This window comes from Candidatus Cybelea sp., from assembly GCA_036489315.1.
In the GTDB taxonomy this organism is placed as follows: domain Bacteria; phylum Vulcanimicrobiota; class Vulcanimicrobiia; order Vulcanimicrobiales; family Vulcanimicrobiaceae; genus Cybelea.
In genome coordinates this window covers 24,179-45,918 of the sequence record DASXFZ010000040.1, presented here as the reverse complement: position 1 = coordinate 45,918, position 21,740 = coordinate 24,179, and the positions used below count along the sequence as shown (strand labels likewise).

The window sequence follows — 21,740 nt, the reverse complement described above, 5'->3', positions numbered from 1 at the left end:
GTTTCTACCCCAATCGCCATGGTGCATTTCAGGCACAAGTGGGTATCAAGCAGACGCCGCGCGCTTTCGCGGAACCTTCACACAGCAAAAGAGGACATGCATGTCGACTGGACCTAACCCAAGCGACCCGTCGCAGGACCCAGGCGCCGATGACCCCGGCATCGACGATGACGATGACGACGACGATAATACCGACGAGTCTTCCGATGACGGGGACGACGCCGGGAGTGCCTAGCTCGTCACCAACCAGAGGCCTCGGCATCGCCGGGGCCTTCATGTATTCTCTCATCGAAGCTGACGGCGCGGGCGCGGCCGCTTCGGTTTAAAGCAGAGGCCTTTGGGCTATAACCCTTCACCGAACCCCCATAGCGAATGAAAGGCCGATCGTTGCTGAAAACACTCAAAGACTTGTTTTACGAAACCCTCCGCGACATGTACTACGCGGAAAAAAAGATCCTGCGAACCCTTCCCAAACTTGCCCGGGCCGTGAACTCCGACGAGTTGCGCGAGGCCTTTCTGCACCATCGCGACGAGACCGAAGGGCAAGTCGAACGCATCGAGCGCGTCTTCGATCTCATCGGCAAGACTGCTCGTGGAAAGACCTGTGACGCAATCGACGGCATTATCGAAGAAGGGAATGGGGTCATGGAAGAGTTCAAGGGCAACCCCGCCTTGGATGCCGGCCTTCTCGCAGGCGCCCAGGCCGTCGAGCACTACGAGATATCGCGGTACGGAACGCTGATTGCCTGGGCGAAGCAGATGACCTTAGCCGAGGCAGTCGACCTCTTTCAGGAAACGCTCGAACAGGAAGTACGGACGGACGAACTCCTAACGAAAATTGCTAAAAAGGCGGTCAACGCAGCCGCGGCTGCGTAACAGCCGGCGGGCGAAGCGGTCGCTACCGGGTGACTCGCCGCAGGGGGACGCGGCCTAGGTTAAGTCTCGGAGTATCGCGTTTGCAGCACGCTTGCCGGGAAAGCCGCTGACGCAGCCGCCGGGATGCGCGCCCGAACCGCAGAGATAGAGGTTCGGCACCGGCGTGCGCGTTGCAAACCGCTCCTCGTAGATCTGGCCGGGTAAGAGTTCGCCGTGAAAGATGTGGCCGCCGCGCAGGCCAAAGCGCGCCTCGAGATCGGGCGCGGCCAGCACTTGCCGATGCTCGACGGCGCCCGGAAGATTCGGCGCAACCTCGCCCAGCATCGCCACGATCGTATCTGCCGCCGCGTCGCGCTTGGCATCCGTCCAGCCGTCAGCACGGTCGTACGGATAGTACTGCGCGAAGATTGAGAGAATGTGTTTGCCCGGCGGCGCGAGCGACGGCTCCGTCGTCGTCTGCAAAAAACACTCGACCAGCGGCGCCTCGCTCTCGCCGCGCTCGCGCGCGTCGGTGTAGGCCTTCTGCAGATAGTCGACGGTCGGCGCTAAATGAATCGTCGCGCGGTGGTGCGGCTGAGCCTCGGTTCCCGGCCGGCACGTGAAGTTCGGCAGTTCGCCCAGCGCAAGATTGAGCTTCAACGAACATCCGACCGTCTGCCACTGCTCAACACGCGTAACGAAGGCCGGATCGAGCGCATCTGCCTCGAGCAGATCGAGAAAGGTCGTGCGCGGGTGCGCGTTCGAGGCGACCGCCCGCGCGCGCACCGTCGCTCCACCCGCGACGATACCGTAGGCCGCGCCGTCTTCGTCGAGCAGCACGCGCTCGACGCCGTCGCCCACGAAGAGATGCGCGCCGTGCGCAAGCGCCGCCGAAGCGAGCGCCTGCGAGACCGAACCCATCCCGCCGCGCACGAATGCCCACGCGCCTTGTGCGCCGAGCACGCGCCCCGCGAGGTGATGCGCGAGCACGTAGCCCGTTCCCGGATCGCGCGGTCCGCGATAGGTGCCGATCAATCCGTCGTTGACGAGCTCTGCCGCCAGCACCGGTGTCGAGATGTACTGCTCGACGAGTGCCGCCGCCGAACCGCGCAAGTCGGCCTGTATTTGCGCGTCGAAGCGCTCGAAGGCCGGCTCGTCGTCGGAGAATGAATCGAAGAGCGCGCCCCCCAACCGATCGGTGCGTTCGATGAACTTTTCCAGGCCCTCGACGTCACGCGGCTCGAACGCCGAGATCTCGCGCGCGTTGGCCGCGCGATCGGAGCCCAGCAGCAGCGAACGCCCGTCCGGCAGCGGCGTGAACGCGTAAGGATCCTTGCGATAATACGAGAGCCCGTGCGCGCGCAGGTCGAGGTATTCGACCAGCCACGGGTCGAGTAGGCTCAAGACATACGACGCCGTGGAGAGCGTATAGCCGGGCCACAGAGAGCGGTCGCTAACGGCAGCGCCGCCTAAAACGGCGGCGCTTTCGAAAACGGCGACCGATCGGCCGGCCTTCGCCAGCAGCGCAGCGCAAGCCAAACCGTTGTGCCCGGCGCCGATGATGACGGCGTCGTACGAACGATCCGGAGGGCCGGCGCGCTTAGCGGTCAGCGATACGACGGACGCGACGCGAAGCAGTCGCGACAGTAGACCGGCTTATCGCCGCGCGGACTGAACGGCACCTCGGCTACGCCGCCGCACTGACTGCACGTCGCGGTGAACATCTCGCGCGGACGTCCGGCGCCGCGTTCGACGCCGCCCCCGCCGCCACCGCCGGCCGTGCGCATCTGCTTGCGCGCCTGACGGCAATCGGGGCAGCGATTCGGTTTGTTCTGAAAACCTTTTTGTTCGTAAAAACGTTGTTCGCCCGAACTGAAGACGAACTGGCGTCCGCAGTCCACACAATTGAGCATTTCATCTACGTACACGGAACCAGATAACTCCTTAGGTAACTCTTCCGACGGGTGCGGAACGAGAGTAGCAATGGTCCCCGCTTTTGCGACCTTGCCGCTCCGGTCCCTGCTTGCCTCGCCACCCCAAACCGTGTCACCCTGCCCTCACTTGCCGTGTCACCCTGAGCTTGTCGAACGGTCGAAGGAAATGTCATCCTGGGCGTGTCGAAGCACCCTCCGTGGCCGACACGATTCCCGACGTCATCACGCCCGCCTCGCTCGCCGACTATCTCGAGGTAATGACGCGCGCGGTATTCCAAGCAGGTGTGCGGTGGCAGCAAATTGCCGAGCACTGGGACGCCTACCAGGAGGCCTTTGCCGGCTTCGAGCCGAGCCGCGTCGCGCTCTTCGACGAGCTCGATGTCGAACGCATTCTGCAGCGCCCCGGCATCATGCGGACCTCGCGCAAGGTGCGCGCGACGATCGGCAACGCGGTCGCCCTACTGCAGACCGATCACGACTACGGTTTCAAGAACTACCTGCGCTCCTTCACGACCTACGCCGAGCTTGCCAAGGACTTTAGGAAGCGCTTTAAATTCATGGGCGAGATGAACGTCTGGTACGTGCTCTTTCGCACCGGCGAACCCGTTCCGCGCTTCGAAGAATGGATCGTTACGATCCCGGGCATGCACCCGCGGATGCGCGAGATGGTCGAGCGCGCGCGTGAAGCGGGCCGCTCGCCCGAACGCCTAGGGTGAGGGCGACGGACCGGGCGACGAAGCGGCGGCCGCGCCGCGGTTATTGCGCCGCGCCGGCGGCAGTAAGTAGATCCCCAGCGCCGGCGCGTAGTTAAGCTCGGGCACGAGCTTACCGTCGTAGCCGAGTTTGCTCAACTCGTCGGCCGTCGCGGTCGCGACGTGCCCGCAGAAGAGCAGCGCCGGGACGACCGTTGGATCGCCCGGATCGAGTTCGTACCACGTGCCGCTCTTGGCGGTGTGCGGCGTGATCGTCCAGCTCGGCGCCGGCGAACCGTCGGCGAAGTGTTTGCGCAGCTCCTCGAGCGCCTGCGTCGCCAGATTCTTCACCGCTCCGGTGCACTCGGTCGCGCTGCGCACTTCAAACGGCGCCTTCGGCGGCGACACCGGGAGCTTGTAGACCCGGAACGCTTCCTGCCCCGGCGTCTGCTGGCGCGCAACGATGTAGAGCCCGACCGCCGGCATGAACGTGAGCTGCGGCACGAAGAAGAGCGGGCTCGACGCGGTGTAGAGCTTGCGCTGCGTCACGTCGTCGGCGCGCGCGATGTGCAGCGGAATGCAGCCCGCGAGCGCGCGCAGCGTTCCCGAACCCTTGGGGGTGATCGCGAGCGCGTAGGTGGTGCCCAAACCGTGATAGATGACCGTTGCATCGGAGAGCGCGGGCGACGCCATCGTCGCGGGATAGCCCGCCGCGGTGCGCGCCGCTTCGATCTGCGCCACGTAGGCTTTGAGTTCGCCGCTGAGCTGCTGCGCCTTCGGCGCGTTCTGCGCGCTGCAGGTCGCCGGATTCGTACCGGCCGCGAACGGATCGGCCGGCGGCGTCTGCGGCAGCGGCGAGAAGAGCTGGCGAAAACCGCCGCCGTTCTGACCGCCCCCGCCGCGCGAACCGCCGGGTCCGCCAGGTGCGCCCGGGCCGCCGCCGGGTCCGCCCAGGAATCGTCCGCCCCCGCCGCTGCCGCGCGCGTGAAACGCGGTGCCGGTCTGCGTCGAGGTCGTCCCCGGTCCGAATTTTACCGACCACGTCGCCGAAAGGGTGCGCGGCTGTAGCGGCCGTGCGATGTTGGGAATCACGTAGCCGCCCGCGGTCGTAAAGGCCACCGCGTTGGCGGGGCTGGCGAATACACCGGAGTAGGTGTTGGTGATGTTCGTCGCGGCCAGCGTCAGCGTACCGATGTGGAGATTTGCGGTGACACCCGCATCGTAGGTCGTGTAGGCCGGCAGATTGTTGGGATTGTTCGCGCTGACGTGCTGCGCGTCGGCCAGCCACTCGAGAATCGAGTGCGGCGCCTTGTAGTCGAGCACGAGCCCCGCCTTCTGCAGCGGCACGTTGGGGAGCTGCTGGCCCGGAATCGTGATCGAAAACGGGTTGTCGAAGATGTACGAAAACGAGTTCGCCTGCGCGCCGGTAAGATTGTAGTACGGCTGCACGACCAGATCGCCGAAGGTGAGAAAACCGGTGAGCTCCGCGCCCTGGTAGAGCCGCTGCACGCCCGCGACCGGCGTCGTGAAGTAGAGCTGCTGCGCGGTGAAAGTCTGATACGACGGCGTGTTGCAGCCCGCCGGCGAGTTGTAGATCTGCGCGACCTGCGCCACGTAGCCCAGCGGCAGCTGCCCGAGCTGGGTGAGCACGTCGCCGTTAACGTAGACCGGCAGCAGCACGCCGTTTTGCACCTGGCGGTAGAGGGTCAGCGAGAGGTTGCCGCCGTGCAGCTGATGCGTGTAGCTGACGCGCAGCGAGTTCGAGGAGCTGTTCTGCGGATTCTCTCCCGGCGCGTTACCATATGCTACCTTGCCGTTGCAGTCGAAGCGCACCGAGGCCGGATCGGAGAGAATCTGCAGCCGTCCCTGCGTCGCCGCGGCGCCGCCCAGTGCAAAGCTCGCGCTGTAGGTGTCGCGCGTCGTCGGCTTCCAGGTCGCCGCCACGCTGGCGAGCTCGGAGAGACCGCTGTTGCCGGTCGCGGTGGAGATGCCCGCCGAGCCCGCCAGCGTCAGCCGGTCGCTGGAGTGAATGGTGTCGGTCGTCTGCAGCACGTTGTACTGCGTCGTGGTGTACCCGTTGTAGTAGGGAACCGCTTCTTCTACCAGCGGCGTCGTCGCGAACTGTGAGTCGGCGCCGTAGGCTTGAAAGGAGATCGTATGGCGCTGCTGCCCGGGCAGCGTCGCATTGAGCGAGTAGCCCGAGCTCTTCGTATCGCTGGAGAAGCCGGTCGGCGCCGGCACCCCGTTGACGTAGCGCGCCAACTGATCGTTGAGGCTGCTTGAATCGAGCGAAAAGATCGAACCCTGCAGTTGCGTCGCGCCGAGCAGGGCGTTATCGGTGAGCGAGTACATCTGCACGTTGCTGTCGTCGGTGTTGTTGGGGCCGTAGCCGCAGGGCAGCGTCGTCGCCGGATCGCCGTTGTAGCGCAGGCAGACGACGTTGGTATTGCGGGTCGAGTTCATGAAGAGTCCGGTGAGCGAGTTGGAATCGCCGAACTCGTAGCGCGCGGTGATCAGGTTGCCGGAGATCGTGCTGTCGCCGTCGTGCACGTAGTTCAGCCCGCTCGCATCGGTATAGAGATCGCCGTCGACCAGGCTGGGGTTGAGGCGGCTGACGCTCTGCACCGCGATGCCGAGCTTGCCCAGCGATCCCGTCTCGCCGACCGAATAGTTGTAGCGCCCGTAGGTGCCGGTCGAGAGCTGCAGCGAGGTCACCCAGCTGAGTGTCGGCTGCAGCGTGCTGAAGTTTACCGAGCCGGCGAGGCCGCCCAGCGACGCGCCCTGATGTACCGAGGCGCCGCCGAACAGATCGGTCGCGAAGCCGCCGAGATTCCCAGCCGAACCCGGCGCATTGAGCGGAATGCCGTCGAGCGTGAGCTGCGTTTGGCTGGCGTCGTGGCCTTCCAGCGAGATCGTCTGCGTCGCGTCGGAATCGTCGCTCGAGGTCGAGACGCTCACCCCGGAGAGTTTGTTGAGTGCGTCGGCGAGATCGTTGGAGAGCCGGCGCTGCGGCGAGTTTGCATCGATGCTCGTGCTTGAGATCGTCGCGCTCGACTTGGCGGTGACGGTACCGATTACTTTGAGATTGCCGGTATCGAGCGCAAGCGCGAAGCTCACGGTAACCAGCCGGCCGTCGAGCACTTCGAAGGCATTTGAGGTGAGGCTCTGGTAGCCGCGCTTGATGATGCGCGCGCGATAGATACCGTCGGGAACGTCGGTGAAGTCGACCTTGCCGCTCTTCGTCGTGATCTCCGAGGTGATCACCGGGCCGTCGAGCAGCACGCGTGCCAGATCGATCGGCTGCTTGGTCTGCGCGTCTTGCACGACGATGACGATCTCGCCGGTATCGGATTGCGCGACGGCTGGGCTGGCGCCCCAGGTAACGAATGCGATGAGGAAAGCGCAAGCGGCGGCGAGCGAACGTCGGAGCATCTACAAGCGCAGATTATAGGGGAGCGGTCGTCGCCCGAGCCTGAAATCGGGCTGAGAGCAAGTTAAATGGTGATGGTAACTGCGGTACCGTGTCCGGGCGCGCTGTCGATCGAGATATCGCCGCCGGAACGTTCGACGGCGCGCTTGGCAATCGCGAGGCCCAAGCCGCTGCCGGTTATCTCGCCGCGCTGATCGCCGCGATAGAATCGTTCGAAGGCGTGCACGCGCTCGGCCTCCGACATCCCAGGCCCTTCGTCGCTCACGGTGATCGTCGCGTGGCCGTTGGTGCGCGCGGCGCGCAGATGGATCGCCGCGTCGGGCGCGTATTTGAGCGCGTTCTCGATCACGTTCCACACCGCTTCGGACAGCTCGCCCTTATCGGCCTGCACGCTCTCGACGCCGTCGACGCTGTAGTCGATCATGCGACGGTCGTCGAGCCGACGTGCGGCGTCGACCTGGCTGCGCAGCAAGTCCGCGAGATTAACCGCTTCGATGTTCGGCGGCGCTTCGGAATCTAGGCGTGCCAGACGCATCAGGCGGTCGATCAGGCCGCGCATGTGCTCCTTCTCGAGCGACATCGTGGCGAGGATCGTGCGCGCGATGCGCGGCTCTTCGATCGCCCCGCGGCGCAGCACGTCGATGTAGCCGGCGATCACGGTCAGCGGGGTGCGCAGTTCGTGGCCGGCGTCGGCGGCGAACTGGCGCATCCGCTGCTCGGCCTTGCGGCGGTGCTCGATCGCGGTCGCGACGCTGGCGGCGGCTTCGTTGAAGGCCGCGGTGAGCGACGCGATCTCGTCGCCCCCGGCCATCACGAAGCGGCGCTGCGTGTAGTCGCCTTCGGCGAGTGCCTTGAGCGAATCGCTCACCTCGTTGATCGGGCGCAGCGACTGCTGCGCGAAGACGCGCCCGATGAACCAAGAGATCACGATCGCCACTGCCGCGATCGTCAGCACGATCCGCCAGTAGGGAACCAGCGAGATGATCAGCAGTAGCAGCGAGGGCGCGAAGCCGACGTAACCGCCCTCGACATAGGTGAGCGAGAGCGGTTCGAGGCGCGTCGGATCGGGCGGCACCGGCGGATAGCCGACGCGAAATTCCTGCACGCCGCGAGGCGGATGGGCGGCGACCTCTTGCGGATTGCGCAGCGACGGCGGAATGAAGTGCGACATCCCGCCGGCGGCGAGCACCTGGCCGAGCGCTTTCGGGCGCAGCGTCTTATCGCCGGCGAGAAAGTTGCCTTTGAGATCGTAGACGGTGATGCGCATGCCGATGCCGCCGAGCGCGTTGACGATCTCCGGCGCGGCCTGCTTGAGCGACATGCCTTCGCGGCGGTATTGATCGACGAGAATGCGGGCCTCTTCGTGTTTGGCGATCATCACGTCGCCCGAGAAGCGCCACAACTCGAATACGAGCGAGATCGACGAGGCCAAAATAACGACCAGGACCGTGACGCCCAAAAGCGCCGCGTACAGAGCCGAAAGCCTCGCCGCCAGCTTCATCCTGCTACCGTGTCACCCCGAGCGTCTCGAAGGGCATAAACGTGGGGTTACTGCGATAAGCCGTACCCTACCCCTCGGACCGTGCGGATGAACGAGTGCGGCTCGCCGGGCCGATCGATCTTCGCCCGAAGGTACGAGATGTACGTTTCGACGATGTTCGGGCCACCTTCGAAGTCGTGGCCCCAGACGATCTCGAGCAGATGATCCTTACTAAAGACCCGCCGCGGCTCGCGCAGAAACACCTCGAGCAGGTCGAACTCGCGCTGCGTGAACTCAAGCGCTTCCTTGCCGCGCCAGGCTTCGCGCGTGCCGGGGTTGATCGAGATGTCGTGCCAGCGCAGGACGTTCTCCTCGATCAGCTGCGGCCGGCGCAGCTTGGCCTGCAGCCGCGCGATCAGTTCCTCGAAGACGAACGGTTTGACGAGGTAGTCGTCGGCGCCGGAACTGAGCGAGCGAACCTTATCCTCGGTGCCCCCCTTGGCGGTGAGCATTACGATCGGCGCCTGAGTAATTTCGCGCAGGCGGGGCAGCAGCGTAACGCCGTCGATCTTCGGCATCATGATGTCGAGGACGATCAGTTCGGGGTCGAAGACCTTTACGAGCTCGAGCGCGGACAGGCCGTCGGTGGCGGTCCGAACCTCGTAGCCTTCGCGAGAGAGGCCAAGTTCGAGCATCTCCCGGACCATACGATCGTCGTCGATGACCGCAACGCGGGCATTCGGCATAATCAACATTTCTACGCTGCATCGTGCGTTCTCACCCTTGGAGGCGCCTGAATGCCCCGCCGACGGGCCCAGCGTTACGCGGCTCGGCCGGGGCGCCAGCGCTCGATTCGCTGGCCGGAAACCAGCGAGGCTTGCCCGAGGGCTTCGAGCGGATGGGCGATCAGGCGAATGCCCTTCCTTTGTAAGGCATCGCTCATCGCGGCGTCGGGCCGCCAGCGCGCGAAGAGGTGGATCTCATCGGTTCGGACGGCGGCGGCCAGGGTTTCGATGACGTCGTTCAGCCCGCACTCCCGCTGGGCAAGGAGTTCGCCGACGACCTCGCGATGGAAGCGCGCCCCGCTCCAGCCGGCGGCGACGATCAGCAGGCGCGACAGCTCCGCCGGGCCGGTCGATTCGAGATCGACGACGGCGGCAGAGACCTGTCCCGCCAGCTCGAAACCAGGCTGCGCGTGCAGGGTGGCGCCGCGAATCGTGGCACTCGGTCCGGCTGTGAGCAGCGCTCCCGCCCCGATCAGATACTCTTCCATGGTGGCATCTTCGCACCCCAAAGTGCCACCTGGCTGGCAGCCTACCAGCGGCGAGCGCTCAAAGTAACGTCCGAATCGGCGCCGCGCGGCACAAAGAAGTACACGACCACCGCAAGGTAGAGCGCAAAGCTCACCACCGGCAGCACGAGCCCAACGAGGGTCGCGGCCACGTACACGATCCACCCGGTCTTGTAGCCGCGGACGGTCGCCGCAATCGTCGACGGCTCGACCTCCGGCATAAAGGCGTTGGTGCGGGCAAGATGCCACAGCATCAGGTTGTAAAAGGTCGCACACGTCGAGAGCACGAGGCCGTAGAGAACGGTCGCCGCCGAATAGGTGGGATACGAGCCGAGCGTCGTTGTAGCAAACGGGATCAACACCGCCCCCGCGAGCAGCAGCAGGTTCCAGAAGACCGTCTTGCGATCGACCTGCTGCACCAGGCGAAACAGCGCGTGATGATTCTGCCACATGATCCCGATCACCGAGAAGCTCAACGCATAGGCGATCAGGTTCGGCCACAAATGTAGAAGGTTTACCGAAAGCTCGCCGTTCGTCGGATTATGCAGCTCCGGCAGTACAAACCCGAGCGCAAGCAGCGTAATCGCGAACGCAAAGACGCCGTCGGAAAACGCTTCGAATCTGGCCTTGTTCATTGCGCAGCCGCTAACCTAAAATTCGACGTCAACCGAGCAACCTCAGACGTCGCGCTGTTCGAATAGCCTCGGCGTGACCATGGCAGCCGAGCTTTGCGATGGTATTAGCGACGTGCACGCGTACGGTGTTCAGGCTGCGCGACGTCTTCTCCGCGATCTGCTTCGGGGTCAACCCTTCTTCCAGCATTCGAAGGATCTCCATCTCAGACCGCGTTAGACCATTCATTGGGAGTCGTTCCATCGCGGCACGCCCCGCCGCCGCGTCTACGGCTGCCAGCAGCTGTGCAACGTCTGCGTAATCTAGCGCTCGAAGACGCTCCGTGCATTCTCGAACTCGCTCCGAGCCGGTGGAACCTCCGCCTCGAATTCGAGTCACGATGCTCGCCGCCGCATCTGAGACCGCACGAATAACCTCGTCTTTGCTGGACTGAAGCTGCCGAAGGATGCGATCCGCGAAGGATGCCCTTCCATTAATCGTCTCGGTGAGAGCGCAAAACGCCCTTGTAATAGCGAGTGCCCTCACGCGAAACAGTCCGGTGGCAGCGTCCGATAGTTTGAGGCCTTCGATAATCTCCCTAGTGAGGCCGGCAGCGTCATCATGCTTTCCATCCACCGCGAGAAACAGAGCGTACTCAGCGCCGCAGTATAAGCGATCGACGCTGAAGGTCATCTGCTTCCAGCAGGTAGCCAGCAGTCGATGGGCTTCCCTGAATCGACCTTCCCATGCCAACCGTGACGAACGGAAAATTGGCAGGTATTTGCCAGCCAGCTCCGTTGCTCTAGCGGATCCGAGCCGCTGCTCGATCGCGATGCTCTTTTCGACGTGCCCTCTCCGCATTTGGGCACTCAGCATCTGAAGAAGCGCCGTCTGCAGCGCAAACGTGTCACCCGCCTTTGTTGCAGCCGTAGCCGCAGATTCAGCATAGGCAAGCTGTTGCTCTACATCATCGCGCTCGTGCAGAACCAAGTTCGAAAGAACGGCCTTTACCCGGCTCGAAAGGCCGAACAAATGCAGGCTATCGGCTAACTCGGCAGACTGCGTCAACGCTTCAAAGGCTCTCGCCGCCATTCCCAAATGATGATAAGCAATGCCTATGCGATGTAGGACCTTGGCTCGAACGACCTCCGAGTCGACCTCGGCTAGCAACCTCTCAGCCTGCGATGCGGCAGGAGACGCCGTCGCCAGATCTCCACTTGTGGCGCGTTGACCGGCGATGAGGGAGAGCGCCTCGGCCCTGTAGGCGGAGGTTTGCTCGGCGTCCTCAGCGAGATCGCTTAGTACTTCGCTGACGTTTCGGGCTTGGTTTGCCATTAACGCGGCGAGCCGTAAGCTCGCGTTTGCAATGAGGTCTCGGTTGCCGTTCGCCTCGCTTAGCGCACGCCCCAGCAGCGATTCTGCGCGGCTGAACTTTCCGGCGACCGATTCCAGCGCACCTTGGAGTGCGAGAGCCGTTGAGTTGCTGCGCCTGGTGACGTCATCGAGTGCTTCGAGCCCGCGCATAACGACGTCGCTCCTCGCCCGCTCTAAGAGATTGAAGCCGTGCCCCTCGAGCAGGCGCAGCACATCGGAACTTGAAGCGGCGGCCGCGTAGGCGGCGATCGCGTGCTCCATGTCACCGGTCGCTTCTAACGCCCGCGCCGCCCGCCCCTGGACGTGTTGCTGGGCGCGCTTGCCGGCAAGAGCACTCTGATGCCTCAGGAACTCGCGAAAGAGATCGTGGCATTGGTAGACGCCGCGTGACTCTTCATAGATAAATGCCGTTCGTTCTCGAAGCCGTTCGACGATCGGCAGCGCCCGGTCGAAGCCGGCGCGCTCCAATACCTCTACCTGTATGGATGGCAGAGCTACTGCCACCTCGAGCAGGGCCCGCTCTCCGTCGTCGAGGGCTACGTACACTTGCTCGGCTAAGAAGCGATAAATCATCTCTCGCGTGACGGCCGATACGTTTCGCAGATCGGCGGATCGGGTTGAGGTACGCAATGCAAAGGTCAGCGCGGCCGGCCATCCTTCGGTCAAGTCGAGCAGATCCTGCAGCTCGTCGTCGCGAATCGTGAGTCCAAGATCGCGGGCAGCCTGCGCAACTTCTTCCAGACTGAAGCGAAGCTCACGCTCGTCTACCGGAAGCTCGGCGTCGCGATAGGCGAGCCAACTTCCGACGGGCAAGCCCGCCGTCGAGCGGGACGCGATAATCCAGCGTACGCGCTCTTTACTGCATTCGATCAAGGCAGTAAGAAGGCCGGCAACCTCCGAATCGCCGTCAGCCACGTGAAGGTCATCGATCGCGATGACGCCGGCAAACGATTCTAAATGCGCGTTTAACCAGTGCGCGAGATCCAGGTCTCGTTTATCCGACGACTGATTTCGCTCATAGGCACCTGCAAGAGTGTCAACCGCGTGCGGTGCATGTTCTCCGAGCGCTTCGGTCAGGCCGCGCAAGAAACTCAGCAGCGTTGTATGCTCCGGTCTGAGCGCAAAGCGCACGCACGGCTGACGGAGCGTACGAATATACTGTCGAAGAGCCACGCTTTTTCCGTAGCCAGCCGGTGCAATTACAAGCGTAATAGGAAGGTTGGCCGACGCATCGAGACGCTCGATCAGTTGCCGCCGCTCGACTTGAAGCGTCCGGACCATCGCGTGACGTTCTAAAGGGGCTTCTTTGTGGCCTGGTCTCCAAACCGTCTTAGACTGGGAACCGCGCAGATGCCAATCGCGTGACAGACGTAGCTCATTCAGTATCACCTGGCTCGTTCGACGGCGGCTCGTGCAGGGAGTGCGACACTGGATACTTCGAGAGGATCGCAGCATAGCTTCGCGGCTTCTGATTGCAGTCGATCAAGCTGCGGCGGCTTCACGTTGTCGTACCAATCGCTCAATCGTCCCCGCCGGACGCTGATCGCGGAAAGTCCCTGCTTTACTTCAAGGTAAGGGCTGTGTTCCGTGACCGTTCCAGACCGGTGTGCTTCGCTATGATCTTCAACTAAGGCGGAGCGTTATATTGCGGCTCGATGCCTTATTGGCTATAATCTTGCTGTGATACAGCCAAAACGCCATATCGGAGAGGCCTTAGCTCGTGAGCGTCAGCGACAGGGACTAACGCAGGCGGCGCTCGCCAAACGAATGGGGCGGGACCAAACCTACGTTGCCCGCGTGGAAGGCGGCAAGCGAGACCCCCGATGGAAGACCGTCCTTGATTTCGCGCGCGCGCTCGAACTCGAGCCCATGCTGATTCCGCGCAGCTGGGTCCCGGCCGTTGACGCGATCGTCCAGGCCGGCGGTGGTCAGCCTGAGGTGGCGCCACCGCTTGCGGGTGGGCAATGGTGATCGATCGCCCCAATGCCTTGATTGTCAGGCTCGGCGATCGCGAAGTCGGTACGCTCATCCGTTTGCCCGATCGCTCGATCACGTTTACTTTTGGTCAAAGCTACCTGGAAGACGAAAACCGCCCAACTCTTAGCTGGGGCTTCTTCGACAGTTTCAAGCGACTGCGGGCACGCCGCTACAGCAGCAACCCGCGCGCACCCGGATTCTTCGCCAATCTTCTTGCCGAAGGACACTTGCGCGAGTACACCGCCCACCGTGCGGGCCTTGCCCGCGATGACGACTTCGGCTTGTTATGGGTGACTGGCGATGACGTAACGGGAGCCGTAACCATTGAAGACCCCGAAGGACGAATCATACCGCCGCCGGCTGCCGGCGGGCCGCTAGATCCGCCGGAGCTTAAGGAACTTTTCCGGTTTGCGTTACCCGGCGTGCAGCTTAAGTTTAGCGCCCTCCATGAGGCAACCAGCGGCCTGACGATTCGAACTCAGGGCGAGGGTACCGATCAAATCGTTAAACTGCCCTCAACGCACTATCCGCTCGTTCCCGAGGGCGAGTACGCGATGTTGCAGTTTGCCTGCGACGTTGGCATTGGAGTCCCCAAGATGCGACTCGTGCCTTTGAGCCGGATAAGCGGTCTGCCTGATGAGGCGCAAGGGCTCAACGGACAGGCGCTCGCGGTTGACCGCTTCGACCGTCTGACATCGAATATTCGCATTCACACCGAAGATTTCAATCAAATTTTCAAGCAGCAGCCTGAGCAAAAATACGACAATCACTCCTTTGCCGATCTCGCGCGGGTTATCTACCAAGCGATCGGAAACGACGCGCTGATTGACTTTGTGCGCCGACTCGTTTTTAACATCGGAATTGCGAACAACGACATGCACTTAAAGAATTGGTCGCTTGTTTATCCTGACGGGCGTACGCCTCAACTCGCGCCAGCCTACGATTACGTCTGCACGAAAGCGTACTTGGGTCACAGCGAAACTGGCTTGGCCCTTGGAACTGCACGTTTTTTCCAGAATGTAACGATCGAAGAATTCGAACGACTGGCCGATCGCGCCGCTGTTTCAAAAAGCGTCGTTCGCACCGCGGCCATAGATATGGTAGATCGTTTTCGCGATCGATGGCCACGGATTCGTGATGCGATGCCGTTGCCCGCGATTACGCGAACGATTGACGAGCAGCTTGCGCAGGTTCCCCTCTTTGGCGGAGGTCACCGCGCGCCGGGGGTAGCGGGCGACCCGCCTTTGCATCAGGAAATCACCTAAGGGGAAACCAACCGTTGGCCTTCCAACATACGTGCAGCAAGGCGATCCCCGAAGCGCGGCCGAGCTGAGACGGGGAAGACCCAAACCCGTCGAAGTGATGCGGCTCCAAAGGAGGGGCACGTGAAAACAGTCGCTGCGGTGATTCTAGCGGTGATGATAGCGGGGTGCGGCGGCGGAAGCACGCCGCTGAGCCCATCGTCTGCGGGCGTTGCGGCAGAGCGAACGCGCTCGCGTTCCGGTTTCAGCGTGCTCTACAGTTTCAAAGGCCACGATGACGGCAGAGACCCGCACGCGGGTCCGCTCATCAAGGTCAAGGGCACGCTCTACGGCACCACGGAATACGGGGGCGGCCTATGCCATGCCCGTTGCTTCGGCGGCACGGTCTTTGCGATCACGACGTCCGGCAAGGAAAGCATACTCCACAGCTTTGAGGTTGGTTCGGCAGACGGTAAAAACCCGCGGGCAGATCTCATCGACGGCGCGGGCACACTCTACGGCACCACCGTCCATGGCGGAAGTGCGTCCTGCTATTGTGGAACCGTCTTCAAGGTCACGCTGTCCGGGGCGGAAAGCGTGCTCTACAGCTTCACCGGTGAACCAGACGGCTATGGCCCCGATGCGGGGCTGCTCGACATCAACGGTACGCTCTACGGCACGACCATTAACGGCGGCGCGCACGGCGACGGAACGGTCTTTGCGATCGAGCCCACCGGCACGGAAAGCGTGCTCCACAGCTTCACCGGTAAACCAGACGGTGCCCACCCATACTCGGGCCTCATCAACGTCGATGGCACGCTCTACGGCACGACCACGAAAGGCGGCGCGGACTGCAGCTCGATCGGCGGTTGCGGAACGGTCTATACGATCGCGCCGTCCGGCGCGGAGACCGTGCTGTATAGCTTCAAAGGCGCCCCGAAGGACGGCACCTACCCAACGCAGGAGCTCCTCCTCAACCTCAACGGCACGCTGTACGGCACGACCAAACGCGGCGGGACGAACGGCAGCGGAACAATATTCTCGATGACGACCTCCGGCGCGGAGACCGTGCTGCACAGCTTCGGCGGCTCGGGCGACGGCGTGTTGCCCTATGGGGGCCTGCTCGACGTCAAGGGCATGCTCTACGGTACGACCTCCAACGGTGGTTCGGGTTCGTGCCTGCGATACGGCGACGTCGCAGGGTGCGGAACGGTTTACAAGTCTACAACCTCCGGTGAGGAAACCGTGCTGCACGACTTCAACGCCTTACGGCAGGGGAGATTCCCGTACGCGGGCCTCATCAATGTCAACGGCACGCTCTACGGCACGACCACTGCCGGCGGCGCGCATAACGCAGGGGCCGTCTACTCGTTATCGCCGTGAAACCTCTGCGCTGACGCCTTTCTTATTCTGTATCGACGGGCTCGTTTGAGGGCGGCTCGTTCAGGAAGTGCGAGACCGGATACTTCGAAGGAATCGCCGTAAAGGGTCGCGGCTTTTGCCTGAAGTCGAAGGCCCCATCCAAACCCGCTGCGCGCTGGTCGGTATACCCTTCCGCCTCCGGACCGATCTGCCCGGTCCCGTAGACCTCTTCGATGAACTTCAGGATGCTTGAGAACTCGTATTGCTTGTGGTCGACGTAACCGATCTTGGCATAGGGCGAGATAATGAGACAGGGAACGCGGAAGCCCAGACCGCGATAGTCCAGCTGCGGCGGCTTCGCGTTGTCGTACCAGCCCCCCCAATCGTCCCACAAGACGATGATCGCCGACGAGTTCCAGTACGGGCTCTCCCCGATCGCATTGACGACCGATGCCACCCATGATGGGCCGCGGTCGCTCCCCTTCCCCCCGTTGATGGGCGGGTGGTCGGAGTCGCCCAGGCTGGGCGTAACAAAGCTTACCGATGCCAAGTGCCCTCCGAGGGAATCTTTTAGTATCCTCGTCTGCGGAGCGATGACGTTCTCCCAATCGCGACCGTACCGTGCGTACTTCATCGCTTCGAAGGGCTCCCAGATCCCCGCGTCCAGCCTTCTGGTCGCGTAGTACTTCCACGAAACCCCGGCAGTATCGAGCACGTCGGCGATAGAGTTCCACTGGTCGAAACAGGGATATGGGCCCTTAAACATCTCCACTTTCCCTTGCGACGTCACGTACGAACTCTTCGTGCCCGGCGGCGCATCGCAATCGTGTGTGTTTTGTGGGGTATCGATCTCGGACTCAGCCGGCGATTGATCGATCTCGTCGGTGCCGGCAACCAGCGTCAAATGCCCGGTAAAACTCCCGCCCCACTCCGTCGGAAACATCTCATCGGCGAGCACGTACTGCTGCGCCATGTCCCAGTACGGTTTGATCAGCGACCGCTTGACGTATGAATACGCCGGATACGGGCCACGCTTGCAGCAAAACTTCGAAAAGCCGTCCATCCTCCCCTTATCCCAAGAAATTTGGGACGACTGCCAGTCGTGCCCTAAGTCGACGTAGTCGAAGGTGATCGGTTTGAGCGTAACCGAGATGTCTCCGGGGGGACAATGCAAACCCGAGACGCGGCGCGCGACGCGTTGGGTAATCTCCGGTCGCGCGTTTTTCTCCGGAATCGCGCAGCCCGATGCCGGCGCGTTGGCACCAGGATAACCGGTGAAGAAGTTTTCAAGGCTGCGGTTCTCTTGGATGATGACGACGACGTGGGAAATGTGTTGGCTCGGAGATCCGCTCTGCGGCAGCGCGCGAGTCAAAGCCACCGGCAGACTACCAGACGAAGAACACCCGGCCAGTACGATAAGGCCGAGGAACGCAAAAACGAGAAACGACTTAGCAGACATCCTTCCCTTTTAAGTTTTGTTATTGGTGAGCCGGCTCCTATGAAGCGTCCCGTAACCCCGCCGCAAAAGAGAACTTCTCGAACTGTGCGCGACGCCATCTACAAACTCTGCAAGAAGGGAGCCCAACCACCGTAATCGTGGCGCAAGCCACGCGCGCTGAACGGGGCAAGAGATCTCCCCAAGTTCGATCACCAGCGCCCCGCCGGTTGCTTCGACCTGCCGGTACCCGTAGTACTCACGCAAACTCGCCGTGAAGTCGTCCGGCTGAAATCCAAACGGCCAGTACTTGCCGTAAAACGCCCGCCACGCTTTGGCTTCCGAATCGCCTTGCGCCGGCGGATATCCGACCGAAGCGCGGCTCCCGCAGGGCGGATTCGATCCGTCGAAATGAATGAAGAGCGCCGCCTTCACCTTGTACGTTCCCTCGAAGTCGGCCGGCAGCCGCGCGACGCTCACGCCGCGTTCCCGCAAAATCTTTGTGGCTTCGTCGGCCACGACCGGCGTCCACTCCCGCTCGCCCGCCGCGCCGAGATTACACTTGTGCTGCGGGAAATGCGCGCAGCTCGCCGGGCGCCCTTCGTGTCCCGCTGAAATCAGCACGTCGTATTTCGTAATCACCGCCGCCAGCAGCAGCGGGAGCATCACCATCCGCCGGATGCGCCTCCGCCGCCGAAGCCGCCGCCGCCCGCGGAAAAACCGCCTCCGCCGCCCCCGAATCCACCCCCGCCGCCGAAGCCGCCGACGAACGCCCCGCCGAAAAGCTGCGAGCGCCGCATCTGCGCCCGGGCCGCCGCGCGCCCCTCGTGCAGCACGAGATATCCGTAATAGGAACTGCGGATGATGTGCACGATGATGACGAACACGAGGAACGCGAGAAAGAACCACAGATCGGAGTTCAAAGCAATGCCGGTATGCTGGTGCGAGACCATCGGCGGCGGCGTCATGTTCGCCGCGCTCGGCGTGATCGTGTTCAGCATCACGGCGACGCCGGCTTGCACGGCGCCGTCGGTATCGCCCGCGCGCATGCGCGGCCGGATGTCGTCTTGGATGATCCGGTAGGCGTCCGCATCGGGAAGCTTGCCCTCCAAGCCGTAACCGACCTCGATGCGCACCTTGTGGTCGGCCATGAAGATGAAGAGCACCGCGCCGTCGTCGTATTTTTTGCGCCCGATCTTCCAGTGGTCGGCCGTCTCGCCGGTCCACGTCTCGAGCGGCACGTCGCCCGTGCTCTGCCCGATCCAGACGATGATCTGGTGCCCGGTCGAGGTTTCGTACGCGCGCAGCTGGCTCTCGAGCGACGCGCGAGTCGCGCTCGAGAGCGCCCCGGCGTTATCCGTAACGAAATGAACCGGCACCGGCGGAATCGTAAAGCCGGCCGATGCCGCGATCAGCGGCAGCGCAAAGAGTAGCGCGAGCAGCGCTCTACCAGCTGCCCGAGGCACCGCCGCCACCAAAATCTCCCCCGCCCGCATCGAAATCACCGCCGCCGCCGAAATCATCGCTCCCTCCACCAGAAGAAGATCCACCGCCGCCGCTGGTCCACGTCGGCCAGCTCTTCATCTGCTTCTTCGCCGCCGGTGCGCCTTCACGCAGTACCAGATATCCATACCGGATGCTGCCGACGATCTGCATCACGATAATGTAGATCACGATCACCATGAAGACCGCGAACATCGAGAACAATCCGATGGCGATGCCGCCGGCCCACCAAGGCGACGAACTCTCTTCTGCTGACGGCGGTGCCGTCACTGCTGCGTACGCCGGCGTGATCGTCTTGAGCATCGCCGCCACGCCGGCGCTCACCGCGCCGTCCGTATCGCCCGCGCGCATCTTCGGCCGGATGATCTCGTTAATGACCCGCGACGAATCGGCATCGGTCAGCGAGCTCTCTAGTCCGTACCCCACCTCGATGCGGATCTTGTGATCCTTCATGAAGAGAAAGAGGATCGCGCCGTCGTCCTTGCCGCGCCGGCCGATGCGCCACTGGTGCGCACTGTCGCCGGTCCACGTTTCGAGCGGCACGTCGCCGGTCGTATCGCCGATGTAGACGATCACCTGATGTCCGGTGGCGTGTTCGTAGGCTTGCAGCTCGTTCTCGATCGAGCCGCGCGCGTCGCTCGAGAGCGCGTTGGCGCTGTCGGTGACGAAATGATCGGGCGTCGGCGGCACTTTGAAATCTGCCGCCACGCCCAGCAGCGCCGGCCAGAGCGCGATCGCCATCGCAACCACGGGAAGGGCTCGCCCCGCCGATCGCACGCTGCTCAATACTTCAGCTTGGCTGCGTCCGGCAAATTACCAAAATCGTCGCGTCATCGCGCATCTGCCCGTTTGAAAAAGTCTTGACCGCCTCGAAAAGCTCGTCGGCGAGTTCCTGTGCGTTGAGTTCGCGATGCGCGAGGAAGTTCTCGCGCAGGCGTTCGAGAGTGTACAGCTCTCCGCGGGTATTGCTCGCCTCGGTTAAACCGTCGGTATAGATGACGGCGCGGTCGCCGAAATCGAGGGTGCACTCTTCCACGGAGTAGGGCGTCTTGCGATCGATGCCCAAAACCAGGCCGTGCATCGTGAGCACCTCGACCTCTTGGGCCTGCGCGCGCAGGATCAGCGCCGGCTCGTGCCCGGCGTTGACGATGCGCAGCCGTCCCGACGTCGCGCTGATCGTCCCCAGCAGCAGGGTGATGAAGTAGTCGGTGTCGTCGAGATCCTCGGCCACGACCTGGTTCGTGTGGCCGATGATCGCCTCGAGGCGTTCGTGCCCCAGCGCCTGCGTCAGCCCGCGCACCAGATAGCGCAGCATCAGCGCGTTGATCGCGGCGCCCAGCGATTTCCCCGACGCGTCGCCCAGGCCGAACAGCAGGTGATCGCCGCTGCGAAAGACGTCGATGTAGTCGCCGCCGACCAGGCGAGCCGGCTCGGCGCGGGCCCCTAACTCCAGCCCATCGACCTCGGGTACTTGGATCTTAAGCAGCGCGTTTTGGATCCGCTCCGCTGCGATGTCGTAGTACGGCTCGGCTTGCTCGCCGGCCGTTAACGCACTAATCGCCTTGGAGATCGAAGACCACACAGCAGCCTGATTGCACCATCTCTGCCGGAGGCCTGTGCCAGATGTGCCGGAGAAGGGTCGGGCAAATGACGGCGCCCCCGGCGCACGAGCTCACCCGGATTGCGGTCGAAAGCCGCGATACGCCGCTCGGCTCGTGGACGGTGGCGCGCTGGTCGCCGCCGCCGGCCTGCGCCTGGCACGGCCTCGTCGAGCAGATCTGGTATTTCGACGGCACGCTCGCGCTCGCGCGCGAACGCGTCTTCCCCGACGGACTCGCGGAACTGATCGTTCAGTTGGACCGGCCGCACCGCGACGGCGACTCCAACTCGCTCGATCCGTTTCCGGCCGTCTGCATCAACGGGCTTCGCACCCGGCCGTCGGTCGTCGTCGCACCGCAAGGCCGCTGCCGCGTGCTCGGCATCTGCTTCGATCCGGCCGGAGTCTACTCGCTCTTGCACGCGTCGCCCAAAGATTTGGTCGACGTAACGATCGACCTGCGGGACGGGATCGGCCGCTCGGCCGCCGAGCTCGGCGAGCGCTGTGCCGACGCCGCGCAGACGGCTGCCTGGAATCCCGCGCGCAACGCGGTCGCGGCCGTTCTCGCCGCGCAGCAATGGCTGGCCCGGCGCACCGCCTCTGAAACGGACTCAGCCGTCGCCTGGACGGCGGCGGCGATTCGCAACGTGCGCGGCATCGTCTCCGTCGACGATATCGGGCGGCGGCTCTCGCTCTCGCGAAGCCGCCTCGCACAACGATTTCTCGAGCGCACCGGCGTCACCCCGAAACGCTTCGCGCGCATCGTGCGCTTTCACCGCGCGCTCTCGCTGCTCGCGCGCAGCGAGAGCATCATCACGGCGGCGGCCGAAACCGGATATTACGATCAGGCGCACATGTATCGCGATTTCGCCGAGTTCGCGGGCCTGACGCCGGGCGAGTTCCTGGCGGCGACCCGCTACCCAAACTCGGCCAGCATTGCCGAGCCGTAGTCGCGAA

The 21,740-nt window shown here is 63.3% G+C and carries 19 protein-coding genes; 6 read left to right on the top strand and 13 right to left on the bottom strand.

The window, feature by feature from the left end; genetic code table 11:
• Positions 1-100: 100 nt before the first annotated feature.
• On the top strand, positions 101-235 hold the full coding sequence (locus VGG51_08445) for a hypothetical protein (protein ID HEY1883056.1): 135 nt from the start codon (positions 101-103) through the stop codon (positions 233-235).
• Between the two features lie 137 nt (positions 236-372).
• Positions 373-876 (top strand): ferritin-like domain-containing protein, encoded by a 504-nt coding sequence (locus tag VGG51_08440; protein ID HEY1883055.1) that lies wholly within the window; start codon positions 373-375, stop codon positions 874-876.
• A gap of 54 nt (positions 877-930) precedes the next feature.
• Here the strand turns inward: VGG51_08440 and VGG51_08435 are convergent, their stop codons facing one another.
• The gene (locus VGG51_08435; GenBank protein ID HEY1883054.1) at positions 931-2,415 is read right to left on the bottom strand and encodes an NAD(P)/FAD-dependent oxidoreductase; all 1,485 of its coding nucleotides are present in this window, start codon (positions 2,413-2,415) and stop codon (positions 931-933) included.
• A gap of 47 nt (positions 2,416-2,462) precedes the next feature.
• Entirely contained in the window at positions 2,463-2,783 is a 321-nt protein-coding gene (locus VGG51_08430) for a zinc-ribbon domain containing protein (GenBank protein ID HEY1883053.1), read from the bottom strand.
• 203 nt (positions 2,784-2,986) lie between these two features.
• Here VGG51_08430 and VGG51_08425 point away from each other — a divergent pair, with 203 nt between their 5' ends.
• The gene (locus tag VGG51_08425) at positions 2,987-3,505 is read left to right on the top strand and encodes a DNA-3-methyladenine glycosylase I (protein HEY1883052.1); all 519 of its coding nucleotides are present in this window, start codon (positions 2,987-2,989) and stop codon (positions 3,503-3,505) included.
• Here VGG51_08425 and VGG51_08420 read toward each other — a convergent pair.
• The 6 genes from VGG51_08420 to VGG51_08395 all read right to left on the bottom strand — a co-directional run bounded on the left by VGG51_08420 (position 3,497) and on the right by VGG51_08395 (position 12,949).
• Complete coding sequence (locus tag VGG51_08420; GenBank protein ID HEY1883051.1) at positions 3,497-6,913, bottom strand: TonB-dependent receptor; 3,417 nt, start codon at positions 6,911-6,913, stop codon at positions 3,497-3,499. The two genes, VGG51_08425 and VGG51_08420, sit on opposite strands and share 9 nt — an antisense overlap.
• Positions 6,914-6,975: 62 nt before the next feature.
• Positions 6,976-8,412 carry a HAMP domain-containing sensor histidine kinase gene (locus VGG51_08415; GenBank protein ID HEY1883050.1) on the bottom strand — a complete coding sequence of 479 codons (1,437 nt, stop codon included), beginning with the start codon at positions 8,410-8,412 and terminating at the stop codon, positions 6,976-6,978.
• Positions 8,413-8,459: 47 nt separating this feature from the next.
• Complete coding sequence (locus tag VGG51_08410; GenBank protein ID HEY1883049.1) at positions 8,460-9,137, bottom strand: response regulator transcription factor; 678 nt, start codon at positions 9,135-9,137, stop codon at positions 8,460-8,462.
• Between the two features lie 74 nt (positions 9,138-9,211).
• Positions 9,212-9,664: a hypothetical protein gene (locus VGG51_08405; GenBank protein ID HEY1883048.1), complete on the bottom strand. Its 453-nt coding sequence runs from the start codon at positions 9,662-9,664 to the stop codon at positions 9,212-9,214.
• Between the two features lie 41 nt (positions 9,665-9,705).
• Positions 9,706-10,317 (bottom strand): TMEM175 family protein, encoded by a 612-nt coding sequence (locus VGG51_08400; protein HEY1883047.1) that lies wholly within the window; start codon positions 10,315-10,317, stop codon positions 9,706-9,708.
• 28 nt (positions 10,318-10,345) lie between these two features.
• A complete protein-coding gene (locus tag VGG51_08395; GenBank protein ID HEY1883046.1) occupies positions 10,346-12,949 on the bottom strand; it encodes a LuxR C-terminal-related transcriptional regulator in 2,604 nt (867 codons plus the stop codon).
• A 683-nt stretch (positions 12,950-13,632) separates the two neighbouring features.
• Between VGG51_08395 and VGG51_08390 the strand changes: the two genes are divergently transcribed.
• Positions 13,633-14,910 carry a HipA domain-containing protein gene (locus tag VGG51_08390; protein ID HEY1883045.1) on the top strand — a complete coding sequence of 426 codons (1,278 nt, stop codon included), beginning with the start codon at positions 13,633-13,635 and terminating at the stop codon, positions 14,908-14,910.
• Between the two features lie 120 nt (positions 14,911-15,030).
• Positions 15,031-16,269, top strand: coding sequence for a choice-of-anchor tandem repeat GloVer-containing protein (locus VGG51_08385; protein HEY1883044.1), 1,239 nt, complete (start codon positions 15,031-15,033; stop codon positions 16,267-16,269).
• A gap of 22 nt (positions 16,270-16,291) precedes the next feature.
• Here VGG51_08385 and VGG51_08380 read toward each other — a convergent pair whose 3' ends face one another.
• The 5 genes from VGG51_08380 to VGG51_08360 form a co-directional block, all read right to left on the bottom strand.
• A complete protein-coding gene (locus VGG51_08380) occupies positions 16,292-17,626 on the bottom strand; it encodes an alkaline phosphatase family protein (GenBank protein HEY1883043.1) in 1,335 nt (444 codons plus the stop codon).
• Positions 17,627-17,716: 90 nt separating this feature from the next.
• Positions 17,717-18,355 (bottom strand): hypothetical protein, encoded by a 639-nt coding sequence (locus tag VGG51_08375; protein HEY1883042.1) that lies wholly within the window; start codon positions 18,353-18,355, stop codon positions 17,717-17,719.
• Positions 18,349-19,233 (bottom strand): TPM domain-containing protein, encoded by an 885-nt coding sequence (locus VGG51_08370; GenBank protein ID HEY1883041.1) that lies wholly within the window; start codon positions 19,231-19,233, stop codon positions 18,349-18,351. The genes VGG51_08375 and VGG51_08370 overlap by 7 nt, the downstream gene beginning before the upstream one ends.
• Complete coding sequence (locus tag VGG51_08365; GenBank protein HEY1883040.1) at positions 19,130-19,963, bottom strand: TPM domain-containing protein; 834 nt, start codon at positions 19,961-19,963, stop codon at positions 19,130-19,132. Before VGG51_08365 ends, VGG51_08370 begins: the two co-directional genes overlap by 104 nt.
• Positions 19,964-19,976: 13 nt before the next feature.
• The gene (locus VGG51_08360) at positions 19,977-20,768 is read right to left on the bottom strand and encodes a PP2C family protein-serine/threonine phosphatase (protein ID HEY1883039.1); all 792 of its coding nucleotides are present in this window, start codon (positions 20,766-20,768) and stop codon (positions 19,977-19,979) included.
• A 65-nt stretch (positions 20,769-20,833) separates the two neighbouring features.
• On the opposite strand from VGG51_08360, the gene VGG51_08355 reads away from it, so the two are divergent.
• On the top strand, positions 20,834-21,733 hold the full coding sequence (locus VGG51_08355; GenBank protein HEY1883038.1) for a helix-turn-helix domain-containing protein: 900 nt from the start codon (positions 20,834-20,836) through the stop codon (positions 21,731-21,733).
• The last annotated feature ends 7 nt before the right edge of the window (positions 21,734-21,740 follow it).

Excerpts from the sequence above, each read along its gene's own strand:
- VGG51_08415 (HEY1883050.1), bottom strand. The coding sequence starts at position 8,412 with ATGAAGCTGGCGGCGAGGCTTTCGGCTCTGTACGCGGCGCTTTTGGGC.
- VGG51_08420 (HEY1883051.1), bottom strand. The coding sequence starts at position 6,913 with ATGCTCCGACGTTCGCTCGCCGCCGCTTGCGCTTTCCTCATCGCATTC.
- VGG51_08400 (HEY1883047.1), bottom strand. The coding sequence starts at position 10,317 with ATGAACAAGGCCAGATTCGAAGCGTTTTCCGACGGCGTCTTTGCGTTC.
- VGG51_08405 (HEY1883048.1), bottom strand. The coding sequence starts at position 9,664 with ATGGAAGAGTATCTGATCGGGGCGGGAGCGCTGCTCACAGCCGGACCG.
- VGG51_08445 (HEY1883056.1), top strand. The coding sequence starts at position 101 with ATGTCGACTGGACCTAACCCAAGCGACCCGTCGCAGGACCCAGGCGCC.
- VGG51_08355 (HEY1883038.1), top strand. The coding sequence starts at position 20,834 with ATGACGGCGCCCCCGGCGCACGAGCTCACCCGGATTGCGGTCGAAAGC.
- VGG51_08410 (HEY1883049.1), bottom strand. The coding sequence starts at position 9,137 with ATGCCGAATGCCCGCGTTGCGGTCATCGACGACGATCGTATGGTCCGG.
- VGG51_08390 (HEY1883045.1), top strand. The coding sequence starts at position 13,633 with ATGGTGATCGATCGCCCCAATGCCTTGATTGTCAGGCTCGGCGATCGC.
- VGG51_08375 (HEY1883042.1), bottom strand. The coding sequence starts at position 18,355 with ATGGTGATGCTCCCGCTGCTGCTGGCGGCGGTGATTACGAAATACGAC.
- VGG51_08395 (HEY1883046.1), bottom strand. The coding sequence starts at position 12,949 with ATGGTCCGGACGCTTCAAGTCGAGCGGCGGCAACTGATCGAGCGTCTC.
- VGG51_08440 (HEY1883055.1), top strand. The coding sequence starts at position 373 with ATGAAAGGCCGATCGTTGCTGAAAACACTCAAAGACTTGTTTTACGAA.